The following is a 20,588-nucleotide window of genomic DNA, read 5'->3' on the forward strand; positions in this document are numbered from 1 at the left end:
GGCGCGCCCCCCCCCGCCGGCGCCGGGGGGCCCCCGCGCCGGGGCGGCGGCGGAGGCGGCGCGGGCGCCGCCCGGGCTGGGTCAGCGGGAGGCGCGCAGCTCCGGGAGCTGGAGCAGCTCGGTCTCCTCGTCCGGGGTCAGGTCCACCACGGTCGGCTCGACGCCCTCCGGCTCGGCGTCCTGGTCCGGGTCGGCCGGTACGGCGTCGGCCTGCCCGGTCTCGGGGTCGAGGCCGGCCGGCTCGACCGAGGGCCGCGCCCGGTCCGGGAGGGCGGCCGGCGGCACGGCCCTGACCGCGGCCACCGCCTCGTCGCCCACCACGTCCGCCAGATCGGCGCGCTCGCCCAGCTCGGCGACGCTGCCCAGGGCCGGCGCCGGGGCCGCCGGACGGCCGGCCGCTCCCGAGCGGCCGAAGAAGCTGAAGCCCTGCCCACGGGCCTGCTGCGGGCGCGGGCGCTGCCGCTCGGCCGGCACCACGGGAGCGCTGGGCGTCCCACCCAGCTGGCCCACCGTCGCCGTCAGCGCGGGCCGCGGCGCGGGCGCCGGAGCGACGGCTGCCGGGGCGGCCGCCGCGGGCACCGACGCGGGCACCGACGCGGCCGGCGTGGGGACGGCCGGAGCCACCGGGGCCGGCACCGGACGGGCGGGCGCCACCGGCGCGGACGCCGGGACGGTCGCCGGCGCGGTGCGGGCCCGCAGCGCGACCTCCGCACCGGCCGCGCGCTCACGCTGGGCGTCCCGGGCCGCCGCCTGCCGCTGCAGCTGCCGCAGCACGGCCGCGGCGCGGACGAACGCGGCCGGACTGGCCGGGTACTTGGGGCGGGCGGCGGCGAGGGCCCGCTGGGCCGCCTCGGCCTCCTTGAGCGCCTGCTCGGCGACCGCCACGGCGCGCTCGCGCAGCAGCCTGGCGATCTCCGTCTCGGCCTTGGCCAGCCGCGACTTCTCGGCCGTCAGCCGCCGCCCGAAGCGGGTGGCCCGCTCCTCGGCGACCTCCGCCGCGTACTCGGCCTCGGCGAGCTGCTCCTCGAAGCGCTCCTCGGCCCGGAGCCGCTGCGCGACGGACACCTCGGCGGCCGCCCGGGCGGCCCGGTCGCGCTGGCGCAGCAGCACGGCGATCCCGAGCGAGGCCAGCACGGCGGCGACGCCCACCGAGCGGACCAGGACGGTGTCCTGACTGAAGAGCAGCGCGGCCACCGCGGCGACGATGAGCACGCCGGCGGCGGTGGGAGGAAGGATCCGGCCGAGGACGGAGGAATGACGGTGGCGTCCGCGAGACATGCCAAGAAACTAGCGTGCGAATTGGGGCCGTGTCAGCCCAGGGTCCGCTTTGGCCCTTGACACTGCGCAAGCTTTACCGCTTGTACCCGGGCCCTCACCCAAGATCACCGAAGCGGGTCCGCTCAGCGGTGCGAGGTCGCCGCCGGCCCGCTCGGGTCGTCGTGGTCCTCCGGCAGCTTGCACACGTGCTGCAGCCAGAGCGCCGCCGCGATCACCGCCACCCCGGCCAGCACCGCGAAGCCGGCGGTGACGGCCTGGTCCTGGCGGGCCTGCACGTCCAGTTCGCCGAGCAGGTAGATGCCCGCGCCCGCGTAGATGCCGGTGACCACCGACGAGACCAGCGCGCTCGCCTGCGCCAGCACCACCGCCCGGGCGGCGCCCAGCGGGTCGACGCCCTTCGCCCCGGGCTGGCGCTCGCGCGCGGCCTTCAGCCGGGAGCGCAGCGAGATCGCCGTGGCGAGCAGGATCACCGCCACCGCGGCCAGCACCACCGGAGCCGCACCCGGCACCGCGGGCAGGGTATCCAGGGAGGCCCACAGCTTGGCACCGGCCCAGGACAGCGCCGTGGTCGCGGCGGTGATGCCGACCAGCAGACGGAGGCGAAGCAGCTTCACTCGGACGTGGTCCTTCCCGGGGTTGCGGTGTCGGGCGGCCGCCCCCGGGCCCGGCCCTGCTCCCCCCGGCCGACGGCTGGGAGGCGCCCCGGCCCGGCGACGGGGCGGGGCGGACGGTACGACGGCGCCAGGCCACCGTACCGGGCCCGGGCCGGCGGGCACCCGCGCGGATGGCGGACACCTACTCGTACGGCCGGGACCTCGTCCGAGTTCCCGGCCGTACGGGCTGGCGGGGCCTACTCCGGCAGGGTCAGCCCGATGTCCTCGCGCCGCCGGACGCCCTGGGCGTCGGCGCCGCCGAGCGCCTGGAGCAGCGCGGCGACCTGGCCGTGGCCGGGCACCTCGGCCTCCGGCTGGGCGTCCAGCCAGGGGGCGAGCACGAAGGCCCGCTCGTGCGAGCGCGGGTGCGGCAGCAGCAGCTGCGGGTCGTCGCTGGTGACGCCCTCGTAGGCCAGGATGTCGACGTCCAGCGTCCGCGGGCCCCAGCGCACGGTGCGGACCCGGCCGAAGGCGTCCTCGATCGCGTTGCCGCGCTCCAGCAGGTCGCGCGGGGGCAGGGTGGTGCGCAGCACCACCACCGCGTTGTAGTAGTTGGGCTGCTCGTCGGGGCCGCCGAGGGCCTCCGTCTCGTACACGCCGGAGACGGCCTTGATCTTGAGCCCGGGGGTGTCGGCGAGGGCGTCCACGGCGCCCTGGAGGGTGTCCAGGCGGTTGCCCAGGTTGGAGCCGAGGGCGATCACGGCGCAGCGCTGGCTGTGCAGCGTGGCGTCGGCCGAGTCCACCCGGTTCTCCAGGTCGAACGTGCTCGGCGAGGCGGTCGGGTCGCTGGTGCTCATCGGGCTTCCCCTACAACTGGAACGGGCTCTGCGGCTGGCACGGGGTACGCGGTGCGGGTCATGCGCGGCCCCGGTGGATGGTCACGGTCACGTCGTCGAACGGCACGGTGATCGGGGCGTCGGGCTTGTGCACGGTGACCTCGACCTCCTCGACCGCCTCGTGCGCCAGGCACTGGTCCGCGATGCGCTGCGCCAGGGTCTCGATCAGGTCGACCGGCTCGCCGGCGATGATCGCGGTGACCTCCTCGGCCACGACGCCGTAGTGCGCCGTGCGGGTGAGGTCGTCGCCGGACGCGGCGGGGCGGGTGTCCAGGTGGAGCACGAGGTCCACCACGAAGGTCTGGCCCTCGACGCGCTCGCGCTCGAAGACACCGTGGTGACCCCGGGCACGCAGGCCCCGCAGGGTGACGCGGTCCAGCAAACGAATCACTGCTCCCACTCGGACGGGCCCTGCCCCGGAAAGCGGGGGGAAGGCAGGGCGGAGGCGGACACGACGGCCGCCACTGCGTTTCGAATCTACCCGCGAGCGCCGACAACGCCTGACCGTCCTACCCGGCACGAACCGACGCCACGCACGCCGGATCGGCGATTGACGTGAACGTTCGGCGGCCGTCCGGGAATTCCCGGGCCGCCTCCGGCGGGCATTTCCCCGGCGGCCCCCGGGTCAGTCCTCGTCCTCGTCGTCCCCGCTGGTCAGAACGGGTGAACCGTGGTGGGACCAGAGCTTCCAGCCCGCCGGGGTGCGGCGGAAGAGATTGGTCGAGACGACCTTTCCGCCGACCAGCGGGCCGAGTTCGCCCTCCTCCTCCGCCTCGCCGCCGGAAAGGATGTTCTCGGTGCACGTGACAAGGGCCACATCCCCCTGAACCTCGGCCTCGACGTCGGTCAGGATGAACTGGATGTACTCCGTGTTCGCCATGATCAACATGTAGGAGCGGGTCACCTGGGCCCGCCCGCGCAGCACCGGCCAGCCGGGGTGCACGCAGACCACGCCGCCCTTGTCGTCGGCCTCGTCGGCCCCCAGCCAGGCCTCCTCGACGGCCTCCAGATCGCCGTTCTCCAACGCCTCGTACAGCGCCCGGTTGGCCTCCAGTACGGCCTCCCGGTCCGCTTCCCGGGCGCGCTGACCCGCGGTCTCGCCGCTCACCCTGCCGTCACCTGCCACAGACCCTCCCGTTTCACCTGCCGCTCCGGCCCGCCGACGGGCCGGAGGGGTCCTGCCGGGCCGCCCGCTGCCAGGCGGCGACCACCCGGACGGCGTCCGCCGTGCCGGCCACGTCGTGCACCCGCACCGCCCAGGCCCCGGCCCCGGCCGACAGCACCGACACCGCGGCGGTCGCGTCGTCGCGCTCCCTGGCCGGGCGCGGTTCCCCGGTTTCCGGGTCGGCGAGCAGCGTACCCAGGAACCGCTTGCGCGATGCGGCGACGAGGACGGGACGGCCGAGCGCGGTGAGCGCCGGGAGCCCGCCGAGCAGGGCCCAGTTGTGCTCGGCGGTCTTGGCGAAGCCCAGGCCCGGGTCCAGGATCAGCTGCTCCTCCTTGACCCCGGCCGCCAGCAGCGCGTCCATCCGGGCGGTGAGCTCGCCGACCACGTCCGCGACCACGTCGCCGTAGACGGCCAGGCTGTCCATGTCGGCGGACTGCCCGCGCCAGTGCATCACCACGAAGGGCACGCCGGTCTCGGCCACCACCCGGGCCATCGCGGGGTCGGCCAGGCCGCCGGAGACGTCGTTGATGATCCGGGCACCGGCCGCGACGGCCCGCTCCGCGACGGAGGCGCGCATGGTGTCGACCGAGACGACCACCCCGGAGTCGGCCAGCTCGCGCACCACCGGCAGCACCCGGCCCAGCTCCTCCTCCTCGGGCACCCGCTGCGAGCCGGGGCGGGTGGACTCGCCGCCGACGTCCACCAGGTCCGCGCCGCGGGCCCGGAGCGCCAGGCCGTGGGCGATGGCCCGGGCGGGGTCGTGCCACATCCCGCCGTCCGAGAAGGAGTCGGGGGTCACATTGACCACGCCCATCACGGAGCAGCGGTCGAGCCGCGGCAGTCCGGCCGGCAGCGAGAAGGACAGCGAAGTGCTCATAACCCCATTATCAGTTCAAGTCCCCGCTCCCCCGGAGACGACCGGACCCCCGCCGGGTCTCCGACGGGGGTCCGGGGGCGGGCGACGGCCTACGCGGCCTCGGTGACCTCAGGGCGGCCCGGGGCCGGCAGCGGGCCCTGGCGCTGCGGCTTGCGGCCGAAGCGCGGCATGCCGAGGGTGATGAAGGCCTCCGCCTGCATCGCGGCGAACCCGATCCGGGGCAGGTCCCGGGTGTTCGGGAAGACCAGGAACCGCGGCTCCCACTCGGGCTGGAACTTGGCGTTGAACTTGTACAGCGACTCGATCTGGAACCAGCGCGACAGGAACACCAGCAGCCCGCGCCAGGCCCGCAGCACCGGGCCGGCGCCGATCCGCTCACCGCGCGCCAGGGCCGAGCGGAACATCGCGAAGTTGAGCGAGACCCGGCGCACGCCCATCGCCGGCACCGCCTGCAGCGCGGCGACGATCAGCAGCTCGTTCAGACCGGGGTCGGCGGCGCGGTCGCGGCGCATCAGCTCCAGCGAGATGCCGTCCGGCCCCCAGGGCACGAAGTGCAGCACGGCCTTCAGGTCGTCGCCGTCCTCGCCCTCCTCCGGCGCCTTGTGCGCGGTGACCACCACGCAGGCGTCGTCGCCCGGGTCGCCGAAGCGGCCGAGGGCCATCGAGAAGCCGCGCTCGGTGTCGGTGCCGCGCCAGCGGGAGGCGGCGTCGGCGATCCGGTACTTCTCGTCCGGCGTGAGGTCGGCGACCCGCCGCACCTGGCAGGAGTAGCCGTTGCGCTCGATCCGCTTGACCATCTGGCGCACGTTGCGCATCGCCCGGCCGGCGAGCGAGAACGTCCCGGTGTCGACGATCGCCTCGTCACCCAGCTCCAGCGCGTCCAGCCCCGCCTCGCGGGTCCAGACCTCGCCGCCCACCTCGCTGCAGCCCATCACGGCCGGCACCCAGGCGTGCTCGCGGGCCTCGGTCATGAACACCTTGATCGCGCCCGGCCAGGCCTCGACGTCGCCGACCGGGTCACCGGAGGCGAGCATCACGCCGGAGACCACCCGGTAGGAGATCGCCGCCTTGCCGGAGGGCGAGAACAGCACGCTCTTGTCCCGGCGCAGCGCGAAGTAGCCGAGCGAGTCGCGCTCGCCGTGCCGGTCGAGCAGCGCGCGGACCTTCTCCTCGTCCTCGGCGGTCAGCTCCGGCTTGGGCTTCTCCGGCCGCAGCGCCAGGTAGGCGGTGGTGAAGGCGGTGATCAGGCCCAGCCCGCCGAGCAGGTAGGCGACCTGGTCGGAGACCCGGTCCGAGCTGTAGTCGACCGGCCCTTCGAAGCCGAACAGTCCGTATCCGACGTGCTCAAGCCGGTGGAACAGGCTCGGGTCGCCGATCTCGTACCCGGTCCGGGTGGAGACCACCAGCAGGCCGAGCGCGACGCTGATCGCCCCCATCACGACCAGGTTGACCACCGCCCGCCAGCGGGTCCGGGGGTCGGCCTTGGCGTAGAACTCGCGCCGGTGCACCAGCATCACCGCGAACAGCACCAGCGAGACGACCGCCGGGCCGATCTGGTGCCAGCGCAGGATGTGCAGCGCCGCGCCGACCGGCAGCAGCACGCAGACGGCCCGCCAGGCCCGCCGCTTGCGGCGGCGCAGGGCGTGGGCGAGCAGCACCAGCAGCAGGCCGACCATCAGCGTGCCGGCCGCGGCCAGGGTCGTGGTGCCGCCGGGCAGCTGCCCCGCGAAGTCGTGCACCTTGGTGTGCCGGAGCTTGGGGAACACCGCGCTGGCGGTGTCCACCAGACCGATCAGCAGACAGGCGTAGCCGACCGCGCCGGGGAGCCAGGCCCGGGGGACGGCGGCCGCTTGGGTACGAAGCGTCTGCAGGCCGCGGCGGCGGGGCGGCTGCTCGGGGCTCGGCTCAACGGACACGGGAACGCTCATGGAAGCTCAGCGTAGAGGCTGCGGACTGCAGTCCTGTCACTCCGGGGGAGGAGTTGTGAGGGACCTTCATGCCATTTCCTTCATCGGGCAATGCGCACACCAAACATCCGGCAACGGAGGGTAAACCGGTGTTCGGCGGACGCTGTGGTTGAGCCGAGGGGTGGGCGCCGGAGCCTTCCCGCCGCGTGGCGCGACGGACCCCCGCATACCCGGTACGTACGGTGGACGCCGCGTTCCGGGGGACCGGTTGCGTCGGATCGCCCCGGACTCCGCCTGCCCCGACGTCCGGACAGCCTAGCCGCGATGGCCGTGGCTGACGCACCGCCAGACGATGAAGCCTGCACCGAGAGTTTCCCACCGGAAGGCCGACGGCATGGAACTGACCAGCGACGCGCTGGTGAACTCGCTGCTCGCGCTCGGCGCGGCGGCCCTGCTCACCACCCTCTGGCTCTGGCCCCGGCTGGCCCGGCAGCGCCCGCTCCCGGTGCTCGGGCGGATCGGTCTGCTGACCGTCACTCAGGTCTCGGTGCTCGCGGTGCTGGCGCTGTCGGTCAACAACTCGTTCGGCTTCTACACCTCGTGGGACGACCTGCTCAGCCCCGGCGGCGCCAAGCTCGCGCTCACCAGCAGCGAGCGCCACCACAGCGGCACCCCGGTCTCCGACGCGCTGGTCCAGCCGACCGAGGAGGGCGGCCTGGAGACCGTGACCGATCTGCCCAAGGGCCCCCCGGAGGAGGTCGGCAAGGTCGAATCGGTCCGGGTGGCGGGCAAGGAGACCGGCCTCTCCGACCAGATGTTCGTCTACCTACCGCCCGAGTACTTCGACCCGAACCTCGCCATGGTGCGCTTCCCGGTGCTGCTGACCATCGCCGGCTTCCCCGGCACCACCATGCACCTGCTCAAGGACCTGCCCGTCCCGCAGACCGCCTGGGAGCTGCGCAAGGGCGGCAAGATGGCCCCCACCATCATCGTGATGGCCCGGCCGAGCGTCGCCCCGCCGCGCAACACCGAGTGCGTCGACGTCCCCGGCGGCCCGCGCGCCGAGTCCTGGTTCGCCAAGGACGTGCCCGAGGCGCTGCGCTCGGCGTACCGGGTCAGCCGCTCGCCCTCGTCCTGGGGCGTGCTCGGCTTCTCGACCGGCGGCAGCTGCGCGATGCGGCTCGCGATGCGCTACCCGGACGTCTACGGCAACGGCGTGGGGATGCACGGCGACTTCAAGGTCGCCGAAGACCAGTTCACCGGCGGCAACCTCTTCGGCGGCGACAAGGCGCTGGCCGACCAGAGCGACCTCGGCTGGCGGCTGCAGAACCTCCCCGCGCCGAACCTCTCGCTGCTGGTGATCAGCACCCGCAAGGAGACCGACTACCCGGAGACGGTGAAGTTCGTCGAGCTCGCCCAGCAGGTCGCGGCCGCCAATCCGCAGTTCAAGGTCGAGTCGCTCTACCTGGACGACGGCGGCCACAACTTCGACAGCTGGATCCGCGAGCTCCCGGCCGCACTGGAGTGGATGAGCGCCCGGCTCACCTGGACCTGACCACCGGCGGCGACGGCCGCCGGACGAGTGGTTACCGGCCGGTCGGGCCGGTCCGCCGCCACCACGGGGAACGTATCGCGACCGCCCGGCCGAACGGCCCGGGTGGACACCTGATCCGTGCAGGAGGCCCCATGCTCAGCACCCGATCGCTCTTCACCGAGATCTACCGCAACGACGAGGCCTATCAGCTCTTCTGCAGCATCGCAGCCGGCGGCGAGGACCAGGGCGGCTGGGAGAACGAGCGGATCACCGCCCTCACCCGCGACCCGGTCCTCGCCCCCAAGATCGCCCGGCACGGCGCCGACGAGCGCAAGCACGGCCGGATCTTCACCCAGCTGCTGCACAAGCGCGGCCTGCCCAGGATCGACGTCCCCGCCGAGGCCGACTACTGCATGCTGCTGGAGCGCCAGGGCGTCGGCCTCTCGCACGAGCGGCTGAACAGCGAGGTGCCGCTGGCCGAGCGGGAGATCATCACCTACCTGGCGCACAGCCGGGTGACCGAGCAGCGCGCGGCCGAGCAGATGCGCCAGCTGGTCAAGGTGTACGGCGACGACCCGGACCTCGGCCGGGCGATGCGGATGATCTCCGCCGACGAGGACAACCACCTCGCCTACTGCCACGAGGAACTGCTGCGGCTGGTCGCCGAGGGCCACGGCCCGTACGTCCGGCACACCCTGGAGACCAGCGCGCGCGGCGAGATCCGCACCCACCGGGACGTCGGGCTCGCCGTGACGGCCCGGATGGCGCGGATCCTCGGGTGGCCGCGCTGGCAGCGCGCCGTGGTGACGGCGGGCGTCCACGTGCTCTACCTGTACGACCGGGCGTTCGGCTGGCGGCGGATGGTGACCCTGCGGATGCCCCGGCGCCGCAACGCCCTGGGCACCCCGGCCCCGCCGCACGCGGAGCACCAGCTGCTCTGAGCCGGCGGGGCCGCGGGTGCCGACGGGGCCGTGGGGCTGCGGGGCCGCCGGGCCGCTAGCGACCGATGATCAGGCTCATCGCCTCGGCCCGGGTGGCCGGGTCGCGCAGCTGGCCCCGCACGCAGGAGGTGATGGTCTTGGCGCTGGGCTTGCGGATGCCGCGCATCGACATGCACATGTGCTCGCACTCGATCACGACGATCGCGCCGCGCGGTTCGAGGATCCGCATCAGCGCGTCCGCGACCTGGCTGGTGAGCCGCTCCTGCACCTGCGGGCGGCGGGCGTAGACGTCGACCAACCGGGCCAGCTTGGACAGGCCGGTGATCTTGCCGTTGACCGACGGGATGTAGCCGACGTGCGCGACGCCCCGGAACGGCACCAGGTGGTGCTCGCAGACCGAGGTCAGCTCGATGTCCTTGACCAGCACCATCTCGTCGTGGCCCAGGTCGAAGGTGGTGGTGAGGACGTCCTCCGGCTCCTGCCAGAGGCCCGCGAATATCTCCTTGTACGCCCTGGCGACCCGGGCCGGGGTCTCCAGCAGACCCTCGCGGTCCGGGTCCTCGCCCACCGCGAGGAGCAGCTCGCGGATGGCGTTCTCGGCCCGCTTCTGGTCGAAGGTCCCGACGGCGGACGGACCGTCGAGCGTCACCGGGTCGATCATGCGGGCCTCGCTAACTAGGGGGACGACTTGGCTGAACAGCACGGATGCCGCGCCTCCAGAGTACAAACCCTGGTGGCGCGGCATCCATTCCGTCCGTGTGCTGGCGCGATCAGCCCTCGGCGGGCGGCTCCACCGGCAGCGGCGGGAGCTTCACCACGTCGACCGGAGCGGCCTCGACGGCGGCGGCGCCATTGGTCAGCGCCAGCTCCTTCGGGGACTGCACCGGCGGCCGGGTGGACGGCGTACGACGGGACGAGCCCGTCCAGGCCGGCCGGGCCGGGCGCTTGACGATCGGGGCGAAGATCTCGGCGATCTGCTCCTTGTTCAGGGTCTCCTTCTCCAGGAGCTCCAGAACCAGGTTGTCGAGCACGTCGCGGTTCTCGACCAGGATCTCCCAGGCCTCGTTGTGCGCGTTCTCGATGAGCTTCTTCACCTCTTCGTCCACCAGCCCGGCGACCTCTTCCGAGTAGTCGCGCTGGTGGCCCATCTCGCGGCCCAGGAACGGCTCCGAGTTGTCCGAACCGAACTTGATCGCGCCGAGCCGCTCGGTCATCCCGTACTGGGTGACCATGGCCCGCGCGGTCGCGGTGGCCTTCTCGATGTCGTTCGAGGCGCCGGTGGTCGGGTCGTGGAAGACCAGCTCCTCCGCCGCGCGCCCGCCCAGCATGTACGCCAGCTGGTCGAGCATCTCGTTGCGGGTGGTGGAGTACTTGTCCTCGTCCGGCAGCACCATGGTGTAACCGAGCGCCCGGCCGCGGGACAGGATGGTGATCTTGTGCACCGGGTCCGCGTTGGGGGAAGCCGCCGCGACCAGGGCGTGACCGCCCTCGTGGTACGCGGTGATCTTCTTCTCCTTCTCGGACATGATCCGGGTCCGCTTCTGCGGTCCGGCCACGACGCGGTCGATCGCCTCGTCCAGCGTGAAGTTGTCGACCAGCTTCTTGTCCGAGCGGGCGGTCAGCAGCGCCGCCTCGTTCAGGACGTTGGCCAGGTCGGCACCGGTGAAGCCGGGGGTGCGCTTGGCGACGGCCTTGAGGTCGACGTCCGGCGCGACCGGCTTGCCCTTCTGGTGCACCTTGAGGATGTCCAGACGGCCCTGGAGGTCGGGGCGCTCGACCGCGATCTGCCGGTCGAAGCGGCCCGGACGCAGCAGCGCCGGGTCCAGGATGTCGGGGCGGTTGGTGGCCGCGATGAGGATCACGCCGCCCTTGACGTCGAAGCCGTCCATCTCGACCAGCAGCTGGTTGAGGGTCTGCTCGCGCTCGTCGTGACCGCCGCCGAGACCCGCACCGCGGTGCCGGCCGACGGCGTCGATCTCGTCGACGAAGACGATCGCCGGAGCGTTCGCCTTGGCCTGCTCGAAGAGGTCGCGGACGCGGCTGGCGCCGACACCCACGAACATCTCCACGAAGTCCGAGCCGGAGATCGAGTAGAACGGGACCCCGGCCTCGCCCGCGACGGCACGCGCCAGCAGGGTCTTGCCGGTTCCGGGCGGGCCGTAGAGCAGCACGCCCTTCGGGATCTTGGCGCCGACCGCCTGGAACTTGGCCGGCTCCTGCAGGAACTCCTTGATCTCGTGGAGCTCCTCCACCGCCTCGTCCGCACCGGCGACGTCCGAGAACGTCGTCTTCGGCGTGTCCTTGGTGAGCAGCTTGGCCTTCGACTTGCCGAACTGCATGACGCGGGACCCGCCGCCCTGCATCTGGTTCATCAGGAACAGGAAGACCAGAACGATGATCACGATGGGCAGCATCGACAGCAGGAGGCTGACGAAGGTGCTCTGCTTCTCCGGGCTGACGGTGTAGCCCTCGGAGAGCGAGTTCTGGTCGCTGTCGTTGATCTGGGCCTGGAGCTTGTCGGCGAGCGCGACACCCTGGTCGCCGATGTACGAGGCCTGGAACTTGCTGCCGGACGGGGTCTTGCCCGTGCCGGCGTTGGACAGCGTGGCGCCGTCCTTCAGTTGGATCTTGATCGTGTTCGAGTCACCAGTGGTGATCTGCGCCGACTTGACCTGCTTGGCGTCGATCGCTGCGACGACCTGCCCGGTGTCCACCGTCTTGTAGCCGTTCGAGTCAGAAACGACCTGCATCAGCACGATGACGGCGAGGACGGCCAGCACGATCCACATGATCGGCGCACGGAAGTATCGCTTGACGTCCATCCATGCGGGGCGTTGCCGCCCCGTCCCTCCTGCCACTCGACGGCGCCGCGGGGCCTGGGCCGCCGGCGCATCCGGTTCTGCTCATGTGAAGAGCGGTTTTATTGGACCGTACCGCAGTCCGACCCGCCGGTGGCGGGAGCACAGCGACACGACCTACTTCTATTTCCCCCGATGCAACGGGCGGGAACGGTCCACTGTTCCCGTCCGTAGCCCGAACGGGCCCCGAAACCCTCAGCCGCCGTAGACGTGCGGGGCGAGGGTGCCGATGAAGGGGAGGTTGCGCAGCTTCTCCGCGTAGTCGAGCCCGTAGCCGACCACGAACTCGTTGGGAATGTCGAACCCGACGTACTTGACGTCGATCTCGACCTTGGCCGCGTCGGGCTTGCGAAGCAGCGTGCAGACCTCCAGCGAGGCCGGGCCGCGCGAGCCCAGGTTGCCCAGCAGCCAGGACAGCGTCAGCCCGGAGTCGATGATGTCCTCGACGATCAGGACGTCACGGCCGGCGATGTCGGTGTCGAGGTCCTTGAGGATCCGCACCACACCGGAGGACTTGGTGCCCATCCCGTACGAGGAGACGGCCATCCAGTCCATGGTCACCTGCGAGTGCAGGGCCCGGGCGAGGTCGGCCATCACCATCACGGCACCCTTGAGGACGCCGACGATCAGCAGGTCCTTGCCTGCGTAGTCCCGGTCGATGCGCTCGGCCAGCTCCAGGAGCTTGGCGTCGATCTCGTCCTTGCTGATGAGCACCTTCGCGAGGTCAGCGCCCATGTCGTTCTGGTCCACCGGGGATACGTCCTCAAACGTTCGGGGTCTGGATGGCCGGCGGCCCGGCGCCCCGGGAGCATGCCTGCCCGTCAGTCGCCCTGCCGCCGAAAGACCAGCGTGCCACACCTACGGGTGGCTTCGACGCCCCCGGGTAGGTGCAACGGCCCCTGGCCGCGCCAACCGGTGACCAGCAGATCGATCGTTTCGAGGTGGCGCGCGAAGAGGTCCCCGGCCGGGCAGCCCGCCCGCAGCGCGGCCCTGCGCAGTACCCGGCGGCGCACCGCGGGCGGCAGTTCGGCCAGCTTCCCGACGTCCAGGGTGCCCTCGCCGGTACGGAGATCGCGCTCGGCGAGCGCGGCCCACTGGTCCAGCGCGTCGGCGTCGTCGCGGAACAGCCGGGCGGTCCGGGCCAGCGCCTCGACCACGCCGCCGCCCAGGTGCTTCTCCAGCACCGGCAGGACCTCGTGCCGCACCCGGGAGCGGGTGTAGGCGGGGTCACAGTTGTGCGGGTCGTCCCAGACCGGGATCGCCTGGGCGGAACAGGCCTGGCGGGTGGCGGCCCGGTCGAGCTCCAGCAGCGGGCGGCGGTAGCGGCCCTTCTGGGCCGGCATGCCGGCCAGCGAGCGGGCACCGGAGCCGCGGGCGAGGCCCAGCAGGACCGTCTCCGCCTGGTCGTCGCGGGTGTGGCCGAGCAGGACGGCCACGGCTCCGTGGCGCTCGGCGGCGGCGTCCAGGGCGGCGTAGCGGGCGTCCCGGGCGGCGGCCTCGGGGCCGCCGGCGCGGCCGACCCGGACCGGCACGGCCTCCACCGGGTCGAGCCCGAGCGAGCGGAGCCGCTCGGCGACCTGGGCGGCGCGGTCGGCGGAGCCGTTCTGGAGACCGTGGTCGACGGTGACGGCGCCGACCCGCAGGCCCAGCTTGGGGGCCTCGAAGGCGGCCGCGATGGCCAGCGCCATCGAGTCGGCGCCGCCGCTGACGGCGACCAGGACCAGCGGCGAGCCGGGCGCGGCCGGGGTGCGCGGCAGACCGGACGGGTGGCGGTGGGCGTTGCCGATCAGGGTGGTCCCGACGGCGGCGCCGACCAGCGGCGCACCGCTGGGACGCTCGCGGGGCTCGCGGGGTGCGGCGAAGGTGGTGCCGGCCTCGGCGGCGAGGTCGGTGAGCGTGCGGCGTACGGCCAGGCGTATCGCGGCGACAGCGGGGTGTGGGCCCACGGCGGACGACTCCTTGACGGAGGGGACGGGACGGCGGTGGGCGCGGCGGGGGCCGCGCATCTGTGAGCGCCGTGTTACCGGGCGCTCACAGATGGTGGCAGAAAGGAGGCACCCGCTACGCCACCCGCGCCACCGGTACGACCACCGTCCCACGTACGGGTGAATGGAGAAACGTATCTTCACCCGCCATCTGCACGATTGGACCACTCGTACGAACGGCTTTGACCGCTGCCGACCGCCCCCGGCCCCGCCCGAAGTGCGCGCACGGAGAGCGACCGCGGCGAGTCCCCGGCCACCCCGGGCCGAAGGGACGCTCCGGCGGGCGAGTCACCTCGCGACGCGGGCCACCCAGGCGGCGGGGTCGTGGATCTCGTCCTTGGTGGGAAGGGTGTTCGGGGACGTCCAGACCCGGTTGAAGCCGTCCATCCCGACCTGCTCCACCACGCCCCGCACGAAGACCGCGCCGTCCTGGTACTGGCGGAGCTTGGCGTCCATGCCGAGCAGCCGGCGCAGCACCAGGTCGAGCCGGTTGGCACCGCGGTCCCGGCGCTGCTGGAACTTCTCCCGGATCTCGGCCACGCTCGGCACCACGGCCGGGCCCACGCCGTCCATCACCACGTCCGCATGGCCCTCCAGCAGCGACATCACGGCCGTCAGGCGGCCGAGGATCTCGCGCTGGGACGGCGACTGGACGATCTCCAGCAGTCCGGTCGACCCGGACGCCTCGCCCCGCCCGCCGAGGCCGGGCAGGCCGCCGAGCGTGCCCGCCGCGTCCCGCAGCCGGTCCAGCAGCGCCCCCGGGTCGACGTCCGTCTCGGCCAGGAAGGACTGCACCTCCGACTGGATGTGGTCGCGCAGCCACGGCACCGCGGTGAACTGGGTGCGGTGGGTCTCCTCGTGCAGGCAGACCCAGAGCCGGAAGTCGGCCGGGTTCACGTCCAGCTCCCGCTCGACGTGCACGATGTTCGGCGCCACCAGCAGCAGCCGGCCCGGGCCGGGGCCCTCGGGGCCCAGCCGGGGCTTGTCGAAGAGCGCGGCCGGGCTGTCCGGCGCCTCCAGCGAGGGCTCGGCCGGGGCGAAGGTCTCGTACTGGCCGAGCACCTTGGTCGCCAGGAACGCCAGCAGGGCGCCGACCTCGATGCCGGTGGCCTTCTCCCCCACCGCGCCGAGGACGCCGGCCGCGGCGCTGCCGCTCCGGCGGGCCTGGAGCTTCTCCACCAGGGGCTGGACCACCGTCCGGAAGCCCGCGACGTTGGCCCGCACCCAACCGGGGCGGTCCACGATCAGCACCGGGGTCGCGGTGGCCGCACCGAGGCTGCTGGAGCGCATGCCCGTGAACGCCCGGACGTGCTCCTCCGCCTCCAGGGCGTGCCTGCGCAGTTCGGCGACCACGGCCGCCGCCTCCGCGCGACTCACCTCCGGCCCCGGCCGTACCAGCCTGGTCGCGGTTGCGACCGCGAGATTCCAGTCGACCATGTCAGCACCGCCGCTCGCGCTCGTCATGCCCTCACCGTACGTGCTCCGGCCCATCGGGGGGAGCCACGGGAGCCCACGTCCTGCCGGTCGGGTGCCCGGACGGCCGGACTCCGGGCGGCGGCCGTGCGGGGCCGAACCCCCCGCCGGTGTAGGGGGATCGGCCCCGGTCGGCGTCGCCGAGGGTGACTCAGTGGCAGCCGCAGGCCGCCAGTCTGGCCACGACGCGGTCCATCGCGGCGCGGGCGGTGTCGGCGGCCGCGGTGGTCTTCGTCATCACGGCGAAGGCGAGCAGCCGGCCTTCGGCGTCCACCACCGTGCCGGCCAGGGTGTTGACGCCGTTCAGGCTGCCGGTCTTGGCCCGGACCAGGCCGGCCGCCTCGGCAGCGCCGGAGCCGGCGCCGAAGCGCTTGCCGAGGGTGCCGGTGAATCCGGCGATCGGCAGGCCGGTGAGCACCGGACGCAGCGTCGGGTGCTGCTCCGAGGAGGCCAGCGCGAGCAGTTGGACGAGGACGGCGGGCGGGATCGCGTTGCCCGTGCTCAGCCCGCTGCCGTCGCCCAGCACCACCCCGGTCATCGGCACGCCGAGCCGGGCGAGCTCCTGGGTGACGGCGGTGGCGGCGCCCTCGAAGCTGGCCGGCTGGTGCGCGGCGAGCGCGGCCTGACGGGCGATCGCCTCGGCGAGGGTGTTGTCGGAGGTGGTGAGCAGGCGCTCGACCAGCCGGGCGACGGTCGGCGAATCGACCCGGCCGAGGACCGGCGCGGTGGCGGCCGCGGGGGCGGCGGCGGGCTTGGCCTTGCCGTCCACGGTGATGCCCTGGGCCTTCAGCTGGGCGGCGAAGGCGTCGGCGGCCTGGCCGGCCGGGTCGGCCACCCGGGCCGGCGCGTCCTCGCGGCTCTTCGGGTCGACCCTGCCCTCGTCGATCATCAGCGGGGTGACCAGCGCGATGTTGGCGGCGTCGTAGTTCTTGTGCTGGGGGCTGCCCGCGTAGAGCGAGAGGTCGTAGTCCAGCTTGACGGCGGTGGTGCCGGCCGCCTTGAGGGCGGCGGCGGTCTGCCGGGCCAGGGCCTCCAGGGAGGCGGGGGCGGTGTCCGCGTCGGCGGGCGCGCCGCCGATCTGCACCTGGTCGGCGGGCAGCGCGGTGAGGGTCGGGTCACCACCACCCACGAGGGTGATCTCGCCGGGGTTCGCACCCTTGACGACCCGGGTGGCCAACCGGGTGTCCCCCGGGATCAGCGAGAGCGCCGCGACGGTGGTCGCCAGCTTGGTGGTGGAGGCCGGGGTGGCGGGCGCGTTCTCCCCCGAGCCGTAGAGCACCCGGCCGTCCGCCGCGTCCGCGACGGCGAAGCTGACGGTGCCCAGGCTGCGGTCCGCGAGCGCGGCGGCGAGCGCCTGCTGGAGGCCCTGGGCGGTCGGCAGCGCGGCGCCCGGTCCGGCCTCGGCCGAGGCCAGGACGGCCCCCGCGACCGGGGCCGGGCGGCCGGCGGCCGGGGTGGCGGACGTCCCCGTGGGCGAACCGGCGGGCCCGGCGGGCGGGGTGCCGGGCGGCGGGGTGGCGGACGGCCCGGCGGCCCCGGTCGGGCCGGTCGGCTCCGCCGCTCCCACCCGGTTCCGGCCCTGGTCGCCGCCGCGGTCGTGCCCGCGGTCGCCGCCGCGGCCACCGTCCCCGCCGTCGTGCTTCTTCCCGTCCTCGCCGTGGCCCGCGCTGTGCCCGCCGGCCGGAGGGGAGGGCTGGGCGTACGCGCCGCCGCCCGAGCCCAGCACCGTGCCGGCGACCAGTAGTGCCGCCCCGAACAACCCTGCGGCCGTCCCCCTGCGGCGGTCTCCCGCCCCGACCACTGCTCCCACCGACCGGCCCCTTTCCTGAGCACCCGCTCCCGTAGGAGACACTTGGATTCTGTCAGTCCCTACCTTGGAGGAACCGTTGGAGTTCGACGTCCTTATCGAAATCCCTAAGGGCTCGCGCAACAAGTACGAGGTCGACCACGAGAGCGGTCGCCTTCGTCTTGACCGGATGCTGTTCACCTCGACGCGCTACCCGGCCGACTACGGCTATGTCGAGGGCACCCTGGCGGACGACGGCGACCCCCTGGACGCCCTGGTCATCCTGGAGGAGCCGACCTTCCCCGGTTGCCTGATCAAGTGCCGCGTCATCGGCATGTTCAAGATGACGGACGAGGCCGGCGGCGACGACAAGCTGCTCTGCGTCCCGGCGACCGACCCCCGCTGGGAGCACCTGCAGGACATCCACCACGTGTCGGAGTTCGACCGTCTGGAGATCCAGCACTTCTTCGAGGTCTACAAGGACCTGGAGCCCGGCAAGTCCGTCGAGGGCGCCAACTGGGTCGGCCGCGCCGAGGCCGAGGCCGAGGTCACCGCGTCGATCAAGCGGCTTGCGGAGCAGGGCGGTCACTGAGCCCTCGTACCGATCTCGTTCGCAGGGCGGTTCGAGGTAGGTCGGGGCAGTCGGAGGCCGGGGTTCGCGGATTCGTCCGCGACCCCGGCCTTCGCCGTTCCCGGACGCGCCCGGAGGCTCCCGCGCCGCTCCCGGACCGGCTTTGCCGACACTCTGTCGGTATGACGGCCACTTAGGTTAGGCTAACCAAAAAGTCGGGGCCCGTTCCGATCCCTGGAGGCCGCATGCCCACGCCCGAGCAGCCCGTCCCGTTCTCCACCGTGCTCCGCACCGCCAGCAGCGAGGAGCACGAGGCCGCGGAGCAGTCGTCCTTCATGAGCCGCCTGCTGGGCGGACGGCTCGGCATCGACGCCTACGCCGACCTCACGGGCCAGCTCTGGTACGTCTACCGGGCCCTGGAGGGCCGGACCGCCGAGCTGGCGGACCACCCGGTGGCCGGACCGTTCATCGACCGGGCCCTGCTGCGCACCGCCGCCATCGAGCGCGACCTGGAGCACCTGCGCGGGCCCGGCTGGCGCGAGGGGCTGGCGCCGCTGCCCGCCACCGCCGCGTACGTGGCCCGGGTGGAGGAGCTTGCGGCCGAGTGGCCGGCCGGGTACATCGCGCACCACTACACCCGCTACCTCGGCGACCTGTCGGGCGGTCAGATCATCCGCGGCATCGCCGAGAAGACCTGGGGCTTCGAGCGCAAGGGCGACGGCGTGCGCTTCTACGTGTTCGAGGAGGTCGACAACCCGGCCGCCTTCAAGCGCGACTACCGGGCCAAGCTGGACGCCGCCGGGCTCGCGCTGGACGACATCGAGCGCCGCCGGGTGGTCGAGGAGTGCAAGCGCGCCTTCGTGCTCAACGGCGCGATCTTCCACGACCTGGACGGGCGTTACCCGCTGAGCGCCTGACCACCGCCGAGCGGGAACGTCCCCGCACCGGTGCGCCCGCGCCCGACCGGACGGCGAAGCACCGGGCCCCGGCGAGCAACCGCTCGCCGGGGCCCGGTGCTTCCTGGGTGCCGGATCAGGCCTGCGCGGCGGTCCGGCGGCGGACCAGCACCGTGGCGCTGCCACCGAGCAGCAGCAGACCGGCCGCGGTGGCCAGCAGCGGCACCACCGGGGTGTCCGCGCCGGTGGAGGCCAGCGAGGCGCCGCCACCGGTGGTCAGCGAGGCGCCCACACCGCTCCCCGCGGCGCCGCCTGAGCCGCTGCCCGCCCCCGTACCCGTCCCCGCGCCCGTGCCGGCACCGGCCGCCGGGCCGGTGGGCAGCTGGGCACCCTTGTCGAAGGACAGCGCGACGGTGACCGGGTCGAGGGCCTCGCCGGCCGGGTAGCTGCCGAACGCGGGCACGCCCTCGGCGGTCAGCGTGGCCGGCACCCCGGAGAGCGTCACCACGCCGTTGACCGGGGCGAAGCTCGCCCCGGAGAGGTCCAGCCTGGCGATCCGGACGCCGGTGAGCGCGGTGTCGCCCCTCCCGTCCCGGGACTTCGCGTTGACGTCGGCGGTCAGGTAGGCGCCGTCCTTGTCGATCTTCAGGCCGAACCCGGCGAGGGTGGTGTCCAGCTGGTAGCCGCCGCCCTCCGGGTGGCCGAGGAAGCGGACCGAGCCGTTGAAACCGGCCGACACCGCGTGGGTCGCGGTGTCGTAGCTGCCGGTGCCGCCGCCGAAGCGGTAGTCCGCGGCGCCGCCGCCGAACTCCACCCTGCCGTTGGCCATCGTCGTCAGGTACTTGCGGAAGCTCTCCTTGACCGACCAGTCCAGGGTGGCGTTCACGATGGCGAGTTCGCCGTTCAGGGCGGCGGTGGCCGACGGCGAGCCCGGGGCGCTCGGCGACTTCGAGACGGACGGCGAACCGCTCGCGGAGGGCGAGCCCGAGGCGGACGGCGAACCCGAGGCGCTCGGGGACTGCGAGGCCGACGCCGAACCGGTGGCGCTCGGCGACCGGGTGGCGGAGGGCGAACCGGTCGCGGACGGCGACCCCGTGGCGGACGGGGACTGCGAGGCGGACGGCGAGGCCGAGGGCGCGACGGTCGCCGTGGCGGTCGGCGACGGCGTGGCCGGGCTCTGCTTCAGCAGCAGCGCCAGCGGGTCCATCGCGGTCCCGGCCTGGTAGAAGCCGGCGAACGCCTTGGCACCCTGCTCGGTGAGCGCGGCCGCCGTCGGCACGCCCGTGGTGGTGTCCCGGCCGACCGTGAACGTCACCAGCGGCACGTCGTCCCGGCGGGTGACCTCGGTGGCACCCATCGACTCCTTGGAGGCGGTGTCGGCGGTGAGCGTGCCGGTCGTCCCCGAGGTGGAGATCTTCAGATCGCTCAGACCGACGTCCAGCGCGCCGTGGTGGGCGGTGAACCGGACGCCGCCGCTGAAGGCCGAGGTGAGCGCGTGGGTGGTGAGGTCGTAGGACGCGCTCGCCAGGCCGAAGTGGAAGCTGCCGTCGGCGTTGGTGGTGGCGCCGCCGGTCAGCTCCACGCTGCCCCCGCCGACCGGGCCGGTGACGTAGCCGCGGAAGCTGCCCTTGACCCCCCAGTCCAGCGCGCCGGTGTCGTACGTGACGCTGCCGGGCCCGCCGGCGCCGAAGGCCAGGGCGGGAGCCCCGAAGGCGGTCAGGCCGAGGCCCGCGGTGGCGGCGGCGAGGGCGGCCAGCCGGGTGCGGTTGCGGCGGCCTGCGGGCATGGCGGAACTGCGGGACATGGTGGGACTCCGTTCGGTGGG

At 73.5% G+C, this 20,588-nt stretch carries 18 protein-coding genes; 4 read left to right on the forward strand and 14 right to left on the reverse strand.

Annotated features, from left to right (window positions below; all coding sequences use genetic code 11):
* Positions 1 to 81: 81 nt before the first annotated feature.
* The 7 genes from ABT263_RS25425 to ABT263_RS25455 all read right to left on the reverse strand — a co-directional run bounded on the left by ABT263_RS25425 (position 82) and on the right by ABT263_RS25455 (position 6,740).
* Positions 82 to 1,278, reverse strand: coding sequence for a hypothetical protein (locus tag ABT263_RS25425; protein WP_352293619.1), 1,197 nt, complete (start codon positions 1,276 to 1,278; stop codon positions 82 to 84).
* A 122-nt stretch (positions 1,279 to 1,400) separates the two neighbouring features.
* The gene (locus ABT263_RS25430; protein ID WP_329489130.1) at positions 1,401 to 1,892 is read right to left on the reverse strand and encodes a DUF3180 domain-containing protein; all 492 of its coding nucleotides are present in this window, start codon (positions 1,890 to 1,892) and stop codon (positions 1,401 to 1,403) included.
* 236 nt (positions 1,893 to 2,128) lie between these two features.
* Positions 2,129 to 2,728 (reverse strand): 2-amino-4-hydroxy-6-hydroxymethyldihydropteridine diphosphokinase, encoded by a 600-nt coding sequence (gene folK, locus ABT263_RS25435; protein ID WP_329489129.1) that lies wholly within the window; start codon positions 2,726 to 2,728, stop codon positions 2,129 to 2,131.
* 58 nt (positions 2,729 to 2,786) lie between these two features.
* Complete coding sequence (folB, locus tag ABT263_RS25440) at positions 2,787 to 3,146, reverse strand: dihydroneopterin aldolase (RefSeq protein WP_329492204.1); 360 nt, start codon at positions 3,144 to 3,146, stop codon at positions 2,787 to 2,789.
* A gap of 246 nt (positions 3,147 to 3,392) precedes the next feature.
* Complete coding sequence (locus ABT263_RS25445; protein ID WP_329489128.1) at positions 3,393 to 3,875, reverse strand: nuclear transport factor 2 family protein; 483 nt, start codon at positions 3,873 to 3,875, stop codon at positions 3,393 to 3,395.
* A 31-nt stretch (positions 3,876 to 3,906) separates the two neighbouring features.
* Positions 3,907 to 4,812, reverse strand: a complete 906-nt coding sequence (gene folP, locus ABT263_RS25450) for a dihydropteroate synthase (RefSeq protein WP_352293622.1) — start codon at positions 4,810 to 4,812, stop codon at positions 3,907 to 3,909.
* Between the two features lie 89 nt (positions 4,813 to 4,901).
* On the reverse strand, positions 4,902 to 6,740 hold the full coding sequence (locus ABT263_RS25455; protein ID WP_329489126.1) for a phosphatidylglycerol lysyltransferase domain-containing protein: 1,839 nt from the start codon (positions 6,738 to 6,740) through the stop codon (positions 4,902 to 4,904).
* Positions 6,741 to 7,113: 373 nt separating this feature from the next.
* On the opposite strand from ABT263_RS25455, the gene ABT263_RS25460 reads away from it, so the two are divergent.
* Both ABT263_RS25460 and ABT263_RS25465 read left to right on the forward strand, forming a co-directional pair.
* Positions 7,114 to 8,274: an alpha/beta hydrolase gene (locus ABT263_RS25460; protein WP_352293626.1), complete on the forward strand. Its 1,161-nt coding sequence runs from the start codon at positions 7,114 to 7,116 to the stop codon at positions 8,272 to 8,274.
* A 131-nt stretch (positions 8,275 to 8,405) separates the two neighbouring features.
* Entirely contained in the window at positions 8,406 to 9,194 is a 789-nt protein-coding gene (locus ABT263_RS25465; protein ID WP_352293629.1) for a ferritin-like domain-containing protein, read from the forward strand.
* 55 nt (positions 9,195 to 9,249) lie between these two features.
* On the opposite strand, the gene folE is transcribed toward ABT263_RS25465, so the two are convergent.
* The 6 genes from folE to dacB all read right to left on the reverse strand — a co-directional run bounded on the left by folE (position 9,250) and on the right by dacB (position 17,320).
* Positions 9,250 to 9,855, reverse strand: coding sequence for a GTP cyclohydrolase I FolE (gene folE, locus ABT263_RS25470; protein WP_352293716.1), 606 nt, complete (start codon positions 9,853 to 9,855; stop codon positions 9,250 to 9,252).
* 109 nt (positions 9,856 to 9,964) lie between these two features.
* Positions 9,965 to 12,016 carry an ATP-dependent zinc metalloprotease FtsH gene (ftsH, locus tag ABT263_RS25475; RefSeq protein WP_352293632.1) on the reverse strand — a complete coding sequence of 684 codons (2,052 nt, stop codon included), beginning with the start codon at positions 12,014 to 12,016 and terminating at the stop codon, positions 9,965 to 9,967.
* A gap of 231 nt (positions 12,017 to 12,247) precedes the next feature.
* Positions 12,248 to 12,802 carry a hypoxanthine phosphoribosyltransferase gene (hpt, locus tag ABT263_RS25480; protein WP_030059589.1) on the reverse strand — a complete coding sequence of 185 codons (555 nt, stop codon included), beginning with the start codon at positions 12,800 to 12,802 and terminating at the stop codon, positions 12,248 to 12,250.
* A 71-nt stretch (positions 12,803 to 12,873) separates the two neighbouring features.
* Complete coding sequence (tilS, locus tag ABT263_RS25485) at positions 12,874 to 13,998, reverse strand: tRNA lysidine(34) synthetase TilS (RefSeq protein WP_329489121.1); 1,125 nt, start codon at positions 13,996 to 13,998, stop codon at positions 12,874 to 12,876.
* Positions 13,999 to 14,325: 327 nt separating this feature from the next.
* The gene (locus tag ABT263_RS25490; protein WP_352293634.1) at positions 14,326 to 15,501 is read right to left on the reverse strand and encodes an Rv3626c family coenzyme F420 biosynthesis-associated protein; all 1,176 of its coding nucleotides are present in this window, start codon (positions 15,499 to 15,501) and stop codon (positions 14,326 to 14,328) included.
* A 160-nt stretch (positions 15,502 to 15,661) separates the two neighbouring features.
* Complete coding sequence (gene dacB, locus ABT263_RS25495) at positions 15,662 to 17,320, reverse strand: D-alanyl-D-alanine carboxypeptidase/D-alanyl-D-alanine endopeptidase (RefSeq protein WP_352293637.1); 1,659 nt, start codon at positions 17,318 to 17,320, stop codon at positions 15,662 to 15,664.
* Positions 17,321 to 17,396: 76 nt separating this feature from the next.
* On the opposite strand from dacB, the gene ABT263_RS25500 reads away from it, so the two are divergent.
* Complete coding sequence (locus tag ABT263_RS25500) at positions 17,397 to 17,888, forward strand: inorganic diphosphatase (RefSeq protein WP_329492202.1); 492 nt, start codon at positions 17,397 to 17,399, stop codon at positions 17,886 to 17,888.
* A gap of 224 nt (positions 17,889 to 18,112) precedes the next feature.
* Complete coding sequence (locus ABT263_RS25505; protein ID WP_329489118.1) at positions 18,113 to 18,784, forward strand: biliverdin-producing heme oxygenase; 672 nt, start codon at positions 18,113 to 18,115, stop codon at positions 18,782 to 18,784.
* A 115-nt stretch (positions 18,785 to 18,899) separates the two neighbouring features.
* Here ABT263_RS25505 and ABT263_RS25510 read toward each other — a convergent pair whose 3' ends face one another.
* Positions 18,900 to 20,567 carry an HtaA domain-containing protein gene (locus ABT263_RS25510; RefSeq protein WP_352293640.1) on the reverse strand — a complete coding sequence of 556 codons (1,668 nt, stop codon included), beginning with the start codon at positions 20,565 to 20,567 and terminating at the stop codon, positions 18,900 to 18,902.
* Positions 20,568 to 20,588 lie beyond the last annotated feature (21 nt).

It is taken from the genome of Kitasatospora sp. NPDC001603 (assembly GCF_040298365.1).
Classification (GTDB): domain Bacteria; phylum Actinomycetota; class Actinomycetes; order Streptomycetales; family Streptomycetaceae; genus Kitasatospora.